Here is a 16,771-nt window from a genome sequence, read left to right as displayed (position 1 = left end):
AAGCGCCCATTGTAGGAGCGGCCCGACCGTAACGCGACAGCGACCGTCAGGCCGAATCGCCCCGCAAGCTGCGGCGCCGCTCGAATTCCTTCAGGTAGCGCTTGCGCAAGCGAATGGACTTCGGCGTGACCTCGACCAGTTCGTCATCCGCGATGAACTCCACGGCATATTCCAGATTCAGCTCGATCGGCGGCACCAGGTCGATGTGCTCGTCCTTGCCCGATGCCCGCACGTTGGTCAGCTTCTTTTCCTTGATGGGATTGACGACCAAGTCATTGTCACGGGAATGGATGCCGATGATCATGCCTTCGTAGACGGGATCCTGCGGAGAGACGAACATACGACCTCGCTCCTGCAGTTTCCAGAGGGCATAGGCGACAGCCGTCCCGTCATCCTGGCTGATGAGCACGCCGTTGCGGCGCTCGCCTACCCCGCCCTCGCGCACGGCGCCGTATTCGTCGAACACATGGCTCATGATCCCGGTGCCGCGCGTCAGCGTGAGGAATTCGCTCTGAAAGCCGATCAGGCCACGCGCGGGAACCCTATATTCCAGCCGCGTACGACCCCGGCCATCGGGCTGCATGTCCTGAAGGTCGCCCTTGCGGCGACCCAGTTCTTCCATGACACCGCCCTGGTGGCTGTCTTCGACGTCCACCGTCAGCAGTTCATAGGGCTCCTGGCGCACGCCATCGATGTCCTTGTACATCACCCGAGGCCGCGACACGGCCAGCTCATAGCCTTCGCGCCGCATGTTCTCCAACAGGATGGTCAAATGCAATTCGCCGCGCCCGCAAACCTCGAATACCGTGTCGTCCGACGTGTCGTTCACGCGCAGGGCCACGTTGGATTTCAATTCGCGCTGCAGCCGATCGCGGATCTGGCGGCTGGTGACGAACTTGCCTTCCCGGCCGGCCAGCGGCGACGTGTTCACCATGAAGTTCATGGTAAGCGTCGGCTCGTCGATCTTCAGCAGCGGCAGCGGCTCGGGCGCGAGCGGATCCATGAGCGTGCAACCGATGCCGATTTCCTCGATGCCGTTGATCAGAACGATGTCGCCCGCCTGCGCCTCATCCACCAGCACGCGCTCCAGCCCCTCGAAGCGCAGCACCTGATTGACGCGACCCTTGATGGGTTCTCCTTCCGGTCCGAACTGCACCACGACATCCTGACCCGCGTGCAGACGGCCACGATTGATGCGGCCCACGCCGATCTTGCCCACATAGCTGCTGTAGTCCAGGGAGATGATCTGCATCTGCAGCGGGCCGTCCACGTCGTCTTCGCGCTGCGGCACGTATTCCAGAACGGCTTCGAAAAGCGGCCGCATGTCGCCGGAACGCACGTCGGGGGTCAGGCCGGCATAGCCATTCAGGCCGGAGGCGTAGATCACCGGAAAATCAAGCTGCTCTTCAGTTGCACCCAGCTTGTCGAACAGATCAAACGTAGCGTTGACGACATAGTCCGGACGGGCGCCGGGGCGGTCCACCTTGTTGACCACGACGATAGGCTTCAGGCCCTGGGCCAGGGCCTTGCGCGTCACGAAGCGCGTCTGCGGCATGGGTCCCTCGACCGCATCGACCAGCAGCAGCACACCGTCCACCATCGACAGCACACGCTCCACCTCGCCGCCGAAGTCGGCGTGACCCGGGGTATCGACGATGTTGATGTGATTGCCCTCGTATTCCACGGCACAGTTCTTGGCCAGGATGGTGATTCCGCGCTCCCGCTCGATATCGCCCGAGTCCATGACGCGCTCGGAGACCTGCTGATTGTCGCGGAAGGTTCCGGACTGGCGCAGCAACTGGTCCACCAGCGTGGTCTTGCCGTGGTCGACGTGAGCAATGATGGCCACGTTGCGCAAAGCTCGCTTCATAAAATTTCCTTGGTAGAAATGTCTGTCGGGCGCAAGCCGTCCGGCAAGGCATGTAGGGGGAGCAGCGTCTGTTCAGGCGCCGTCATGGCCTGCAGGGCTTCCAGCCCCACAGCCCGCTCAATCGAAAAAGGACCCACCGCCGTGCGTCGCAAGGCCGACAGATGCGCGCGGCATCCCAGGCGCCGACCAATATCCTGGGCCAGCGTGCGCACATACGTGCCCTTGCTGCAATGGACGCGCACGCTGGCATGGCGACCGTCGCATGCCAGCAGTTCCAGGGCATGGATGGTGACCGAGCGCGGCGCACGCTCCAGTTCGATGCCCTGCCGGGCATATTCGTACAGAGGTTTGCCGTCGCGCTTGAGGGCGGACACCATGGGCGGAATCTGTTGGATCTCGCCCCGGAACTCGCCCAGCACGGCTTCCAGCTGCGCAGGCGCTACACCGGCAAAATCATCGTCGGCGCGCGCCACGATGTGGCCGGTGAGATCGCCGCTGTCGGTTTCCTCGCCAAACGCAAGCGTCGCCTCGTAGACCTTGTCGGCCTCCAGCATGCGCGCCGAGAGCTTGGTGGCCCGACCAAAGCAGCAGATCAGCAGCCCCGTGGCAAAAGGATCCAGCGTTCCGGTGTGCCCGGCCTTGCGGGCGTCCATCGTCCGTTTTGCGCGTTGCAGCGCGTGGTTGCTGGACAGGCCCGCGGGCTTGTCCAGCAACAGGACACCATCAAGCATGCGCCCGCGTCGGGAAGCCATCGTTCAATCCGTACAGATGAGTGACGACCGCCCGATCAGGGCTGGCCGTCCGGGTCTTCGAGTTCGGGGATGTCCGACGCGCCCGCTTGCGGACGATTGGCCCGATCGATCAAGTGCGTCAGTTCAATCCCGCGCGCCAGGTGCACGTCATGCACGAACCGCAGTGTGGGGACCGTGTGGATATGCAGCAGCCTGAAGAGCTGCGAGTGCATCCAGCCAGCTTTTTCATTGAGCGCGTTGGCGGCGGCCTCAGGTTCGGCGCCCAGCACCGTGAAATAGACCTTCGCATGGGCGTAGTCCGCCGACAGATCCACGCCTGTCAGCGTGATCAGCCCCGTGCGTGCAACATCCAGCTCACGCTGCACCAGCGCCGCCAGATCCTGCTGGATCTGGTCGGCCAGGCGCGTGTTGCGATCTGGATTCGGTTTGGACTTATGACGACCCATGATTTACAGAGTACGAGCTATTTCCTTGATCTCGAAGACTTCGAGCTGATCGCCGACTTCGATATTGTTGTTGCCCTTCAGGGTCAAACCGCAATCAAAGCCGGATTTGACTTCCTTGACATCGTCCTTGAAGCGCCGCAGCGAATCCAGTGATCCCGTCCACTGCACCACATGGTTGCGCAGCAGCCGGACCTGTGAGTCGCGGCGCACCACGCCTTCGAGCACCATGCAACCGGCGATGTTGCCGACCTTCGAGACCGTGAAGATCTCGCGGATTTCGACGAGGCCGATGATTTCTTCGCGCTTTTCGGGCGCCAGCATCCCGGAGAGGGCGTTCTTCACATCGTCGATCGCGTCGTAAATGATGTTGTAGTAGCGCAGGTCGATTTCGTTGGCCTCGGCCAGCTTCTTCGCCGACTGATCGGCGCGCACGTTGAAACCGATGATCACGGCGCTGGACGCAATCGCCAGGTTGATGTCGCTTTCGGAGATGCCGCCGACGGCCGCATGCACGACTTGCACGCGGACCTCGTCCGTGGAGAGCTTGAGCAGGGACTGCACCAGGGCTTCCTGCGAACCTTGCACGTCGGTCTTGACGATGAGCGCCAGCGTACGGGTGCCCTCGCCCAGATTGTCGAACATGGATTCCAGCTTCGCCGCCTGCTGGCGCGCGAGCTTGACGTCACGAAACTTGCCCTGGCGGAACAATGCGATTTCACGCGCCTTGCGTTCGTCGGCCAGCACCATGACCTCGTCACCCGCGGCCGGAACCTCGGCCAGACCCTGAACCTCGACCGGCGTCGAGGGCCCTGCTGACTGCGTGGGCTTGCCGGTGTCATTCAGCATCGCTCGAACGCGGCCAAATGCCACGCCAGCCAGCACCGCATCACCGCGATGGAGCGTGCCGCTCTGCACCAGGATGGTGGCCACCGGGCCGCGCCCCTTGTCCAGGCGGGCTTCGATCACGACACCCTTTGCAGGCGCCTCCACCGGAGCCTTCAGTTCCAGAATTTCGGCTTGCAGCAGCACGTTCTCGAGCAGCTCGTCGATCCCCTGGCCGGTCTTTGCCGACACAGGGATGAACGGGACTTCCCCGCCGTACTCTTCGGGCACGACCTCCTCGGCCACCAGCTCCTGCTTGACGCGTTCGGGATTGGCCTCGGGCTTGTCGATCTTGTTGATGGCGACCACCAGCGGCACGCCGGCAGCGCGCGCATGGTGAATGGCTTCCCTGGTCTGCGGCATGACACCGTCGTCGGCCGCCACCACCAGAACCACGATATCGGTCGCCTGCGCACCGCGTGCCCGCATCGCCGTGAACGCCTCGTGACCCGGAGTGTCCAGGAAGGCCACCACGCCGCGATCCGTCTTCACGCGATAGGCGCCGATATGCTGCGTGATGCCGCCCGCCTCGCCAGTGGCGACCTTGGTGCGGCGGATGTAGTCGAGCAGCGACGTCTTGCCGTGGTCCACGTGGCCCATCACGGTCACCACCGGCGCGCGAGGAAGCGCCTCGGCTTCATCGGCGACCTCGGTGTCAGCAAGGAATGCCTCGGGATCGTCCAGCTTGGCCGCAATGGCCGTGTGACCGAGTTCTTCGACCACGATCATGGCCGTTTCCTGATCCAACACCTGGTTGATGGTGACCATCTGGCCCAGTTTCATGAGCTGCTTGATGACTTCGGCCGCCTTGACGGACATTTTGTGGGCCAGGTCCGCCACGGAAATGGTTTCGGGCACATGAATCTCGCGGGCGATGAACTCGACCTGCTGCGGTTCGTGATGCTCGACCTGACGGCGGTTCTTGCCGCGGCCACCTTTGCTGCCGCGAGACGGCTTCCCGCTGCTGCGCCAGGCATCGCGCCCGGCACCGGGCGAAAGCGTCTCGGCCTTGGATTTCTTGCGGCCGCCGTCGTTGGACCAGCTCGACGAGACGTCGGTGGTCTTGATGACCTTTTTCCCTTCGGTTTCCTTTTTGCCGACAGCCTTGGTGCCAGGCTTGTGCAACGTGCCGGCCGTCGCGGCCTCCGGTTCCGGAGCGCGCAGCACCTTGCGCGGCTGCCGCATCATCTCGCGCAATGCGGCCGCTTCGGCTTCGGCGGCCCGGCGGGCGCGATCCCGGTCCGACTCGGCGGGTGCACGACGAGCCTTACCAGGCGTCGCGCGCGGCGGAGCCGACACCGGAGCACCCGGCGAGGGCCGGCGCGTTTCCTGCGCGGCGGGCGCCGATGGTGCCGCGTCGTGGGCGACGGCCGGCTTTTCCTCCGGCGGCTGCGGAGCCGCTTCGACTGGCGATTCAGGGACGACCACCGGTTTCTCGGCGACAGGGGTTTCGCTCACAATTTCCTGCTTGGTTTCGACGGGTTGCGCGGCGCCCGAATCGGCCAGCTTCGCGTCGGAAGCCTGGGTTTCTACGGGCGCTTCAGGGGCGGCGGGCGAAGGAGCAGCCTCCGGAATTTCCGGCGCTTTCGCAGCGGGCGTCGCTACGGGGGAATCGGGTGGGAGCCGGTCAGGCTCGGGGGCCTGGACGGTTGGAGCAGCGGCCGCGGACGGCGACGCTTGAACAGCAGTCGAACCCGCAACATCGGCCACGGCCGGCGATTCGGCCGGCACGGCAGGCGACGCTGTCTCCGCCTGCTGCGCCGCCTCGGCGCGTGCGGCATCCTGCAAGTCAGCGCGATCACGCTTGACCAGCACACGCTTTTTGCGAACCTCGACCTGGATCGTCCTCGACCGGCCGGAACTGTCGGCTTGATGGATTTCGGAAGTCTTGCGCCGGGTCAGTACGACCTTCTTGCCGGCATCCGATCCATGCGAACGCCGCAGCGACTCCAGCAAGGCGCTTTTATCGGCCTCGGTCAGGTCCGCATTCACCGAAGCCAGCTCCACACCCGCGGAGCGGAAATGGTCCAGCAGGACCTGAGCGGGCATATTCAGTTCTTCGGCGAATTGGGCGACGGTGTTACTCGGCATTCGACTCTCTCTTCTACGTTCAATGGGCGGGATGGCTGCTAAGGATGCCCGGCGTCAGGCCTTGTCATCCTCGAACCAATGCGCCCGCGCCTGCATGATCATGTCGCTCGCGGCCTCTTCGGGCAGCCCGGTCAATTCGGACAGCTCGTCGGCGGCGAGTTCGGCCAGATCATCCAGCGTCGTGATGTTGCTCGCGGCCAGCTTGGCCACCAGCGACGGCTCCATACCTCTTATCTCGAGCAGGTCCCGAGCCGTCTGTACGCGTTCTTCCTGGGCAATGGCCTCTGTCAGCAGCGCATTGCGAGCGCGTGTACGCAGCTCGTTGACGGTTTCTTCGTCGAAAGCCTCGATGTCGAGCAGTTCCTGCATCGGTACGTAGGCAATTTCCTCGAGCCCGGTGAAACCCTCGTCGATCAGGATGTCGGCGACTTCCTCGTCCACGTCCAGCTTCGTGATGAAGTTCTGGCGCAGGGTGGAGCGCTCGGCATCCTGGCGATGCTGGCTTTCCTCGGGGGTCATGATGTTGATCTGCCAAGCAGTCAGTTCCGACGCGAGGCGGACGTTCTGCCCGCGAGCGCCGATGGCCTTGGGCAGATTTTCCTCGTCAACCACCACGTCCATGGCGTGCTTGTCTTCGTCGATCAGAATGGACTCGACATGTGCCGGCGCGAGCGCGCCAATCACGAACTGCGCCGGGTCGTCGGACCAAAGCACGATGTCGACCTGTTCGCCACCCAGCTCGTTGCGCACCGCGGTCACACGGGAACCCCGCATCCCGACACAAGTTCCGATGGGATCAATCCGCTTATCGTACGCCACCACCGCGATTTTGGCACGGACGCCCGGATCGCGGGCGGCAGCCTTGATTTCAAGGAGTCCCTGCTCGATTTCCGGGACCTCGTTTTCGAACAGCTCGCGGATGAATTCGGAGGCCGTGCGCGACAGGATGACCTGCTGGCCGCGCGCCGCATAATCGATTTTCAGGACCCAGGCCCGCACGCGGTCGCCGGCGCGGATGTTCTCCTTGGGAATCATTTCGCTGCGCGGCAAGCGGGCTTCGACCTTGCCGATCTCGATGATGGCGTCGCCTTTGTCCAGCCGCTTGACCATGCCGGAGACGATGGTCTCACCCCGGTCCAGAAAGTCATTCAGGACCTGTTCGCGTTCCGCGTCGCGGATCCTTTGCAGGATGGCCTGCTTTGCGGCCTGCGCGCCGATGCGGCCGAATTCGAGAGGTTCCAGCGGCTCCTCGATGTACTCGCCCACCTGGATGCCCGGAACGAGGTCCTGGGCGTCCGTGAAGAGTTCCTGGGCATCGGGTTCCTGCAGGCCGGCTTCATCGGGCACCACCAGCCAGCGGCGAAAGCCTTCGTGTTCGCCCGTCAGGCGGTCCACGGACACGCGAATATCCACGTCTTCCTTGAAGCGCTTTTTCATGGCGGAAGCCAACGCGCTCTCGAGCGCGCCGAACACGACGTCGCGTTCGACGTTCTTTTCACGCGCCAGAGCATCCACCAACAGAAGAATTTCGCGACTCATCGCTTCTTACCCTTGAAATCAAGAACAGGATCCAGCCGGGCCCGATCCACATCATCAAAAGAAAACGGCAACGTCTGCGGCTCGCCCGCCTGGTTTTCGTATTCCAGGCTGAGCGCCGGCGCGCCATCGACGGTCTGGGCGACCTGCAGGACGCCCGTGAAGACCTTGCGCGATTCGACCGGCTCGGACAGCCTCAGTTCAATGCGCTGCCCCGCAAAGCGGACGTAATCGGCCAGACGGCGCAGGGGCCTGTCCACCCCGGGTGAGCTGACTTCCAAGCGCTTGTAGTCGACATTCTCGACCTCGAGCACATGCGACAACTGATGCGACACCTGTTCGCAGTCCTCGATCCGCACCCCGTCGGGGCGGTCGATGAATACGCGCAAGACCCCAAGGGGCGCCCGCTCCACATCGACCAGTTCGACATCAAAACCCAGCAATGCCTGCTGGATCACCGCATGGATATCAGCCATAAATTCCATTAAAAAGGGGCTGTCCCGCCAGCCCCTGATTTCCCGGTGGACACCCCGGTAAAGTACGGCACCTTTGTGCCGTAAAGCCTTGCATTATAACAGCATATCGCCGTTCTTCCAGCTATTGGCGCGTACGCTTGGCCCTGCCCAACTGCGATTCATGCGCGTGGGCCCCACGGGGCTGATGCTCGGACGAGCCTTGCCCCTCCTGCCGCGGGGTGCGGCGGCCGGGTTTGGCGTTCCGGGGCGCACGGCTCCGGGGCGGCTTGCCGTCCGCGGAGGTCGCTGGCCCCTGTCGCGGCGCCCCGCCAGGACGCTTCCCGCCCGCGCGATTGGGCTTGCGAGCAGTCCCATTGCCGCCCGCTTCCTGGAGGGCAGCGGGATCCTCGCGGTTCGGCTTACCCCGGCGCGGCGGCCGGCCCGCCTTGCGATGGGTCTCCGACTTTTGTTGCTTGCCCGCATCAGGATGCCCGTTGGCCAGCCCGCCGCTGATCAGCAGACCGGTCGTAAAGGGGTCGATACGCCCCGGGCGGCCGGCCGAGGCACGTCCCCGGCGATTGGGCCGAGCGCCGTTCTGGCCGTTGCGGCCCGGCGTCCCGAATCCCGGCGGCAGGGCGCTGGCATAGGAAAGCGGCTGGCGCTCGACCTGCTCGTCGGCCTCGTCATCAGATGAACGGATCAGGCCCAACTGGACCATCAACGCCCCCACCAGGTCCGGCGGCAGTTCGTCCCAGCGGCCGCGGCGCAGATTGGACGGCAGCACCACATCACCAAAGCGCGTGCGGATCAGGCGGCTGACCGTCACGCCAGCCGTCTGGAACATGCGGCGGACCTCGCGGTTGCGGCCCTCGCTGAGCGTCACGCGGTACCAGCGGTTGCTGCCCTCCCCGCCAATGTAATCGAGCGAATTGAATTGCGCCGGACCGTCCTCGAGCTCCACGCCGCTGGTGAGTTCGGACATCTTCTGATCGCCCAGTTCACCCAGGATCCGGACCGCGTATTCCCTCTCCGAACCATATCGCGGATGAGACAATCGGTTGGCGAGTTCACCGGAAGTCGTCAGGATCAGCAGGCCTTCGGTATTCAGGTCCAGCCGCCCCACCGATAACCACTTGCCGCTGCGAATACGCGGCAGGCGCGCAAAAACGTTGGCGCGGCCTTCGGGATCGTCGTGGCTAACGATCTCGCCCGCCGGCTTGTGATAAAGAATGACGCGGGGCAGCCGGTCCATTTTGGGCCGCGAGATCAACCGCCCATTGACGCGGACCTGGTCGTTCTGACCCACGCGTTGACCCACGTGCGCCGGCTCGCCGTTGACCGAGACCCGCCCCGCAATGATCAATTCTTCCATGTCGCGGCGCGAGCCTATGCCGGCATCGGCCAGAACCTTATGCAACTTCGGCGTGAGCGCATCGCTATTCATATAGCGATCCAGCCGCTTCGTCGTCGGGTGTGTGTCCTGGAGATAAGACAAGGCCTGATCGGCTTCCTCGGCCGAGCCCGCGTCCACTCTGGAGCCTTCATCGGCCGGCACATCGGAAGCCGCCGCCTCCCCGCGCCGCCGACGAAATGGCGTACGAAGCTTGCGGCCACGGGACCGGTTGCCGCGACTTTCCGCAGCAGGGGAATCGGCCCCTGAGGGCTCCTCGGTTCGTGGTGACGTTTCCAGTTCTGCGGTCATGGGGCTCAGTGACTCCTACACTTGGGTGTTCTATGTTCTATGAATCGTCGGCCTCATTGGACCGCGATGCGTCTTCGGGTGTATCCGGCAACAAGGAATCCATCGCCTGCCCGGCGTCGTCGGCATCCAGTGCCGGCAACTCGTCGAGCGCACGCAGGCTCAGGTCGTCCAGAAAGCGACGGGTGGTTCCGAACAGCGCCGGTCGCCCCGGCGCGTCACGATAACCCAACGTCTCAATCCACCCACGGTCTTCCAGCGTGCGGATGATCTGCGTGGATACGGTGACGCCGCGAATGTCTTCGATGTCACCGCGCGTCACGGGTTGGCGCCACGCGATGATCGCAAGCGTCTCCAGCACGGCGCGAGAATAACGAGGCGGTTTTTCTGGGTTCAGGCGCCCCAGGTAAGGCTGCATGTCCGGGCGGCTCTGGAACCGCCAGCCACCTGCCAGCGAAACCAGCTCCAGCCCGCGCTCCTGCCAATCAAGCTGCAACGTGGCCAGATAGCGGCGGATATCATCGGCGGAAACCGTGTCTCCGAACAGGCTGCGCAAGCTGGCAACCGGCAGCGGCGCATCCGCACACAGCAAGGCGGCTTCCAGAACGCGAAGGACTTCCGTTTCCGTCATTTTATCGTGAACTCCAGGACTTTGCTTGCATTATTTTCGCAGACTTGCTATAGTTACGTTCTTCAGACGCGGGGTGGAGCAGTCTGGCAGCTCGTCGGGCTCATAACCCGAAGGTCACAGGTTCAAATCCTGTCCCCGCAACCAGATTCAGAGATGGGTCGGCGACCGACAGGTCCCGGCCCGTCTGCTTTTCGGCTGGCACGCTTGCCCACTGTGGCGCGAAACTCGGCAGGCCACCGTCTCCCCAGCATGAATCCGTGTCACCTGGCGGCAGGTGAATCGTCCTGCCCGGCAGGCGACGCTTGCTCGCCGGCGCTGCTGGTGGGCGCGTTCGCCGTACTGCCGCCCGAAGTGCCGCCGGCCGGTGCGCTGGACGGGCCATCAGTGGTCGAACTGCCAGCGTTGGAATTGCTGGCGCTGGAGTTGCCAGTGCTCGAATTGCCAGCACTGGAACTCCCCGCGGTCGAACCGCTACTGGCGGGCGACGCGGGCGTGCTCTCGGTGGAAGGGCTGCTCGCCGACGGGTTGCTGGCAGACGGGTTGCTGGGCGGCACCGCCGCGCCAGGGGCGTACTTGCCGCCACTGGCGAAATTCGCCGCCTGCATTTCGGATCGGCAAGTCGAATTGCCGAAAAACACGACCTTGTCGTCCTTTGCGACAATCACCGCGTCTTCAGTGGCCGAATAAATGCCGGCGTATTGATAGCAGACATAACCCTGGAGATTGCCGGATTTTTCCTTCGGCGGTACACCGATGGAGGCCAGAATGGGCTTGACGTCCTGGCCCACACTGATGGCATTGATATCGGCTCGGATGGCCTTCGCATCAGCCCCGCCCGCGGAACTTGTCAGAGTCGTCTTCGCCGCATCATAGCCAGCCTGGACAAGCTGCCCCGCCGTCACCGCCGCGCAGCCCTGCAAAACCACCAGGGCCGCCGATGCCGCAATGCCGCCCGTGCGCAACCACCATTTATGCATACTTCAAAGAATCTCGAAAGCGGGAGGTGCCCCGTGGCCGCCACAATACTACAAAGATCGTGCCCGATCCAATTCGAGAAAGGTAGCGGCAGGCCGTCTGCCGCGAACGGAAGCACGTGTGCACTACCCGCTTATTCATTTGAACTGGTCAGAATAGACGACACGGTTTGCAGCCGTGGCCGACGGGCGCTGCGTAAATGCTACATCACGCTATAAATCATTAACAAAGACATCACGCCACCCGCCGCAGCGACCTTCGCTTTCACCACCGGCCCGCGCCCGGCCCGCAGTGTCCCCGTTTGCGGGGACTCGGCGACCTTCGACATCCGGCGCCTCTCTCTTTCGAAGTAAACAACATACTCACGGTTTTAATTGGCTTACAAAATATAGTTCCGATTTTGATACGGTGAAGACGTGGTATTGGTTGATATCTTTAAAGGAGTCAGGATATGAAACACCAAAAAAATCCCTCCCGGCATGCGTTTGTCACCGCCCTTGCAGCCGTTGCCCTCGGAATGGGCGGGTTGGGCGCCTCCGCCACAGCGTTCAGCCAGAGCACGCCTCCAGGCGGCGAAGCCCCGCAAAGCACCCCACAGCCGGCCGCCCCCCAACCTACGGCCAACGCCGCCCCCAGCGACAGCGGCCCATCCGTTGGCGCTCCATTCATCACCGAACAGCAATCCTCACAAACGCTCGCCTCTTCGATTATGGGCATGTCCATTCACAACGGGCCGGGCAAGGACGCAAAAACCATCGGCAAGGTCACGGATTTGATATTGGACAAGGACCACAAGCTGGCTGGCGTGGTCGTGGGGGTTGGCGGATTCCTGGGGCTGGGGCAGAAGGATGTCGGCATCCCATGGAGCAAGGTCGAACAAATCAACCCTGAAACCCATGTCGCCGTGGTCGACATGAGCAAGGAGGCCCTCGAAAAGGCACCGCCATTCAAGTCGACGGAGGAGAAAAAAGCGCAGGAAAAGCAAGCGCAGGAAAAGATGCAGGCTCAGCAAAGCCAGCCCAGCGGAGGAATGGCTCCCGCTCCGGCACCCGCGCCCGCCCCGGCGCCCGCGGGCTCCTGATCTCTGCCAATGCGTGAAGGCCGACTTGGCGGGCGTCAGCGCGCCTGCCAGGCCTGGAACATGAGTACGCTCCAGAGTTTCAATGCCTGATCGCTTTTGCCCTGGAGATGATCGCTCCAGACGCGGCGCACAGCAGCGGCATCGAAATAACCGTCCGCCCGTAGCCGCGGTTCCGCCAGCAAGTCCTCCGCCCATTCCCGCAAGGGCCCGCGAAGCCACGCCCCCAGGGGCACGGAGAAGCCTTTCTTCGGGCGATCCACCAATGCCTGCGGCACATGCCGATACAGGAGCTGGCGCAGCAGCCACTTGCCCTGGCCATTCCTGAGCTTCAGTGACAGCGGCAGACTGGACGCGAACTCGACCACGTGATGATCCAGGAACGGCGCCCGCGTCTCCAGGCTATTGGCCATCGCGGCACGGTCCACCTTCGCCAGCACATCCCCGGGCATGTACTCCAGCGCTTCCATAGCCATGATCCAGGCGGCGAAAGACCGCACGAACCGCCAATCGGACGGATCGCGACACTGGCTGCGCAGCAGGGAATCCGGCTCCTCGGCGCCCTTCACTGCCGCTGAGGGACCGGACCAGAAACTGCGCGTTCGCCAGTAGAGTTCCTCGCGGCTGCGGACGTCCAGCACACCGAGCAACTTTGCCACGCGCCGCGGAAGCGGCAACGGCGAGAGCAGGCGCCCCGCCCCGCCACGCAGGCGTCGCGGGACCGGTGCCAGCAGACTCCACAGCTTGGGCAAATACTGGTGATGGGTATAGCCGCCAAACAATTCGTCCGCACCATCGCCGCTCAGGGCCACGGTGACCCCGCGCCGCGCCATGCGGCTGACCAGATACGTGGGAATCTGGGAGCTGTCCGCAAAAGGTTCGCAGTAGATCCGGGCCAGTTCGGGAACCACGGCCAAGGTATCGTGGTCGCTGACATAGAGTTCCGTGTGGTCTGTACCCAGATGCGCCGCCACGGCGCGCGCGTGCGTCGCTTCGTCGAAAGCCTTGTTTTCAAAACCGATGGCGTAGGTGTGCACCCGCTGGGAAGACAGCTTCTGCATCAGCGCCACGATAGTGCTGCTGTCCAGGCCGCCGCTCAGAAACGCGCCCAGGGGCACATCCGACACCATCTGCCCCGCCACGCTTTCCGTCAGCAGCGACTCCAGCCTGTCAATGGCGGCGGACTCCGTGCCGGCAAACGGACTTGCGAGCCCCGCTTCGACCACCGCCCTGTAATCCCAATACGGCTCCGGCGCGGGCTCCCGGCCATCCGGCCTGAGGATCACGAAATGCCCGGCGGGCAGCTTGTGGATGCCTCGGTAGATGCTATGGGGCTCCGGGATATAGTTGTAACGCAGCAGTAGCGCCAAGGCGCCACGATCGACGTGGCGCAAGCACGCGGGGTGGGCTTCCAGTGCCGACAGCTCCGACCCGAAGAGCAACGTGTCGCCCTGCCACCCCCAGTACAGAGGCTTTTCGCCCATCCGATCACGCGCCAGCGTCAGCGTGCGCGCCTGCCGATCCCAGAGCGCAAAGGCGAACATGCCGGTGGCAGCTTCCAGTGTTCGCGTGAGACCCCACCGCGCGAGCGCTTCGAGCAGAATCTCGGTATCCGAGTGTCCGCGCCACACCATGCCTGACGCGTCCTGTTCAAGGGCGGCCCGCAACGCAGGGAAATTATAGATTTCGCCGTTGAAGGCGAGCACATATCGGTCGTCGTGCGACGCCATCGGCTGATGTCCCGCCTGCGACAGGTCTGCAATCGACAGGCGCTGATGCGTGACGCCGAAATCGGCCCCGGCATCCAGCCAGTACCCCTGGTCGTCCGGGCCACGATGCGACAGCGCCTGCCCCATGGCTTGCAGGACCGCTACCCGGTCAGCCGCCGCTTGACCGCTGATCCGCAGATAGCCGGAAAAACCGCACATGAGAACGCCTTTCGGGAAAAAGCCTATCTTACTATCGGCGATGGATCAGAGCACCTTGCTCAGGAAGTCGCGGGTGCGCTCCATGCGCGGGTTGCTGAACAGATCCTGGGGCTTGCCCTCTTCGACGATATAACCGGCGTCCATGAACAGCACGCGGTGGCCGACTTCGCGCGCGAAGCCCATTTCGTGAGTCACCACCACCATGGTCATGCCCTCGACGGCCAAGGTCTTCATGACCTGAAGAACCTCGCCCACCATCTCCGGATCCAGCGCGGATGTCGGTTCGTCGAACAGCATGATATTGGGTTTCATGGCCAGCGCGCGCGCGATCGCAACCCGCTGCTGCTGGCCGCCCGAGAGCTCATCCGGGTAGCTGGCTTCCTTGTCCGGCAGACCGACCTTCGCCAGAAGCTCGCGCGCCGTCCGGTTGGCTTCCTCCAGGGAAACCTTCTTGACCTTGCGCGGCCCGATGGTGATGTTCTCGAGAATGGTCAGATGCCTGAACAGATTGAACTGCTGGAACACCATGCCGATGTGCTCGCGCAGCTTGTAGATGTTCGTGGCGGGGTCCGTCAGACGGGTGCCGTCGATGATGATCTCCCCGCTCGTCACAGTTTCCAGGCCGTTCAGACAGCGCAGGAAAGTGCTCTTCCCGCTCCCCGACGGGCCGATCACCACGACGACTTCACGTTCCTCGACGTGGTTGTCGATGCCCTTGAGGATCTCGTTCGAGCCAAAGGACTTGTGCAGATTCTTAACGCTTATCAACTTGGAGCCTCCGTTCGAGATAGGACGCAAACTTCGAAACGGCAAAAATGATGACGAAATACAGAACTGCGATGAGCCCCCAGATCTTGAATGACGCAAAGGTCTGCGCAATCACCACCTCGCCTTGGTAGACGAGCTCGATAATCCCGACCGGCGCGAGCAGGGATGTATCCTTGATGGTCTGCGCGGCCTGGTTGACCAGCGGCGGAATCATGCGTTTGAACGCCTGCGGCAGCACAATGTAGCGCATCGTCTGGAAGCCGGTCATGGCGATGCTGGCAGCCGCCTCCTTCTGACCGCGATCCACGCCCAGAATCCCCGCACGGATGATTTCCGTGACGTAGGCGCCTTCGTTCAGGCTCAGCGTCAGCGCCGCCGCCATGATGGGATAGAAAAGCTGTCCGAACCATTCATTAACGGGAAGGATGGCCGGCAACCCCAGCACGATGAAGAACAGCTGGACCAGCAACGGCGTGGAGCGGAAGATTTCCACATAGCCGGTCGCGATGGCCCGCAGAACGCGGACTTTCGACAGCCGCATGAGCGCGGCCACCAGCCCGATCACCAGCATGAGAAGGATCGCCACGATCGAATACTGGACGGTCAGCCGCAGACCATCCAATATGTAGGGCAGATTTTGCCAAATGACATTCATGTAAAGATCCCGGTGTATGGCGCGCCCGCGCCTCAGCCGCAAAAGACGGGCCGCACGCTGCGCAAGACGCAACGCGCGGCCCTGTGCATCGGGCTAGACCCTACGCAGACAAGTCGGCCACTCAGCCCTTGACGGCCACTGACGACGGGCTGACCACTCCTTCGACGGCACCGCTCACGTCGCCGCCGAAGTACTTTTCGAACAGCTTTTTGTATTCACCGTTCTTCTTGACCTTGTCCAGACCCGCATTGATTTTCTGGACCAGCCAGGGTTCCTTCTTGGAAACGGCGATTCCGTAGTATTCGCCGGTCAACAGATCACCGACCACCTTCACATCATTCGCATGGCTGGTCTTGAAATTCACATTGACCGGATTGTCGAACACCACGGCGTCTGCCCCACCCGTCATCAACGCCTGATAGGCGCTGTCGATGTTCTGGAACTGCTTGACATGCCCCAGATCGATGCCATGGCCGGTCATGTAGTCCACCGAAGAGGTGGCTTTCTTGGTCGCTACCACATGGCCTTTCAGGTCGGCAAAGCTGTTGATCTTCGAATCCGCCTTCACCAGCACCGACAGGCCGGACTTGTAATAGGCATTGCTGAAGTCCACGTTTTGCATGCGGCTGGTCTTGATGGTGATGCCCGCCACGGCCGCGTCGATCGAGCCAGCCTGCAGACTGGGGATCAGGCCGTTGAACGGCATGGTCTTGATACTGGTGGTCAGGCCTTCGGCCTTCGCGATCTCACGAATCAGGTCGATATCGAAACCCGTGACTTTGCCGTCCTTTTCTGTCTCGAACGGGGGGAACGTGGTGTCAGCACCGACGACGATGGCCGTTTTCGGTGTGCCAGCCGCGGCCGATACGGGGGCGTAAGCGGCAAACGCCAAGCTCATGGCCAGCGGCAACGCGAACGCAACGAAAGATTTCCCTTTCATGGTGAACTCCTTTGGATGAATCGAATGACCTGTGGGTACGGAACAATTCATGGGCGCGGCACCGG

Annotated in this window: 13 protein-coding genes, 1 tRNA gene and 1 pseudogene; 3 read left to right on the top strand and 12 right to left on the bottom strand. The window is 62.9% G+C overall.

Annotated features, from left to right (window positions below; all coding sequences use genetic code 11):
- Positions 1 to 46: 46 nt before the first annotated feature.
- From typA to scpB, 8 genes and pseudogenes are all read right to left on the bottom strand, one after another.
- Positions 47 to 1,870, bottom strand: a complete 1,824-nt coding sequence (gene typA, locus ACVCMJ_RS01565) for a translational GTPase TypA (RefSeq protein WP_447079717.1) — start codon at positions 1,868 to 1,870, stop codon at positions 47 to 49.
- Complete coding sequence (gene truB / locus ACVCMJ_RS01560; protein ID WP_447079716.1) at positions 1,867 to 2,622, bottom strand: tRNA pseudouridine(55) synthase TruB; 756 nt, start codon at positions 2,620 to 2,622, stop codon at positions 1,867 to 1,869. The genes typA and truB overlap by 4 nt, the downstream gene beginning before the upstream one ends.
- A 35-nt stretch (positions 2,623 to 2,657) precedes the next feature.
- On the bottom strand, positions 2,658 to 3,068 hold the full coding sequence (gene rbfA, locus ACVCMJ_RS01555; RefSeq protein WP_447079715.1) for a 30S ribosome-binding factor RbfA: 411 nt from the start codon (positions 3,066 to 3,068) through the stop codon (positions 2,658 to 2,660).
- A 3-nt stretch (positions 3,069 to 3,071) separates the two neighbouring features.
- Positions 3,072 to 6,041 carry a translation initiation factor IF-2 gene (infB, locus tag ACVCMJ_RS01550; RefSeq protein WP_447079714.1) on the bottom strand — a complete coding sequence of 990 codons (2,970 nt, stop codon included), beginning with the start codon at positions 6,039 to 6,041 and terminating at the stop codon, positions 3,072 to 3,074.
- 54 nt (positions 6,042 to 6,095) lie between these two features.
- Positions 6,096 to 7,580 (bottom strand): transcription termination factor NusA, encoded by a 1,485-nt coding sequence (gene nusA / locus ACVCMJ_RS01545; RefSeq protein WP_447079713.1) that lies wholly within the window; start codon positions 7,578 to 7,580, stop codon positions 6,096 to 6,098.
- On the bottom strand, positions 7,577 to 8,053 hold the full coding sequence (gene rimP, locus ACVCMJ_RS01540; RefSeq protein ID WP_447079712.1) for a ribosome maturation factor RimP: 477 nt from the start codon (positions 8,051 to 8,053) through the stop codon (positions 7,577 to 7,579). The genes nusA and rimP overlap by 4 nt, the downstream gene beginning before the upstream one ends.
- Before the next feature lie 121 nt (positions 8,054 to 8,174).
- Positions 8,175 to 9,734, bottom strand: coding sequence for a 23S rRNA pseudouridine(2605) synthase RluB (rluB, locus tag ACVCMJ_RS01535; protein WP_447079711.1), 1,560 nt, complete (start codon positions 9,732 to 9,734; stop codon positions 8,175 to 8,177).
- 91 nt (positions 9,735 to 9,825) lie between these two features.
- Positions 9,826 to 10,362, bottom strand: a pseudogene (gene scpB, locus ACVCMJ_RS01530) (SMC-Scp complex subunit ScpB); the annotation flags it as partial.
- A 67-nt stretch (positions 10,363 to 10,429) separates the two neighbouring features.
- Here scpB and ACVCMJ_RS01525 point away from each other — a divergent pair.
- The 3 genes from ACVCMJ_RS01525 (at position 10,430) to ACVCMJ_RS01515 (ending at position 12,418) form a co-directional block, all read left to right on the top strand.
- A tRNA-Met gene (locus ACVCMJ_RS01525) sits at positions 10,430 to 10,506 on the top strand.
- 105 nt (positions 10,507 to 10,611) lie between these two features.
- Positions 10,612 to 11,049 carry a hypothetical protein gene (locus ACVCMJ_RS01520; RefSeq protein ID WP_447079710.1) on the top strand — a complete coding sequence of 146 codons (438 nt, stop codon included), beginning with the start codon at positions 10,612 to 10,614 and terminating at the stop codon, positions 11,047 to 11,049.
- Between the two features lie 739 nt (positions 11,050 to 11,788).
- Positions 11,789 to 12,418, top strand: coding sequence for a PRC-barrel domain-containing protein (locus ACVCMJ_RS01515; protein ID WP_447079709.1), 630 nt, complete (start codon positions 11,789 to 11,791; stop codon positions 12,416 to 12,418).
- A 35-nt stretch (positions 12,419 to 12,453) separates the two neighbouring features.
- Here the strand turns inward: ACVCMJ_RS01515 and asnB are convergent, their stop codons facing one another.
- From asnB to ACVCMJ_RS01495, 4 genes are all read right to left on the bottom strand, one after another.
- Positions 12,454 to 14,343, bottom strand: coding sequence for an asparagine synthase (glutamine-hydrolyzing) (asnB, locus tag ACVCMJ_RS01510; RefSeq protein ID WP_447079708.1), 1,890 nt, complete (start codon positions 14,341 to 14,343; stop codon positions 12,454 to 12,456).
- Between the two features lie 45 nt (positions 14,344 to 14,388).
- On the bottom strand, positions 14,389 to 15,111 hold the full coding sequence (locus ACVCMJ_RS01505) for an amino acid ABC transporter ATP-binding protein (RefSeq protein ID WP_447079707.1): 723 nt from the start codon (positions 15,109 to 15,111) through the stop codon (positions 14,389 to 14,391).
- Entirely contained in the window at positions 15,098 to 15,766 is a 669-nt protein-coding gene (locus ACVCMJ_RS01500) for an amino acid ABC transporter permease (protein WP_447079706.1), read from the bottom strand. Before ACVCMJ_RS01500 ends, ACVCMJ_RS01505 begins: the two co-directional genes overlap by 14 nt.
- 121 nt (positions 15,767 to 15,887) lie before the next feature.
- On the bottom strand, positions 15,888 to 16,706 hold the full coding sequence (locus ACVCMJ_RS01495; RefSeq protein ID WP_447079705.1) for a basic amino acid ABC transporter substrate-binding protein: 819 nt from the start codon (positions 16,704 to 16,706) through the stop codon (positions 15,888 to 15,890).
- Positions 16,707 to 16,771: the final 65 nt, after the last annotated feature.

The organism is Castellaniella sp. UC4447_H14 (assembly GCF_052978285.1).
Note: the sequence above shows the minus strand (reverse complement) of the source record. Positions and strands in the feature narration are given on the sequence as shown.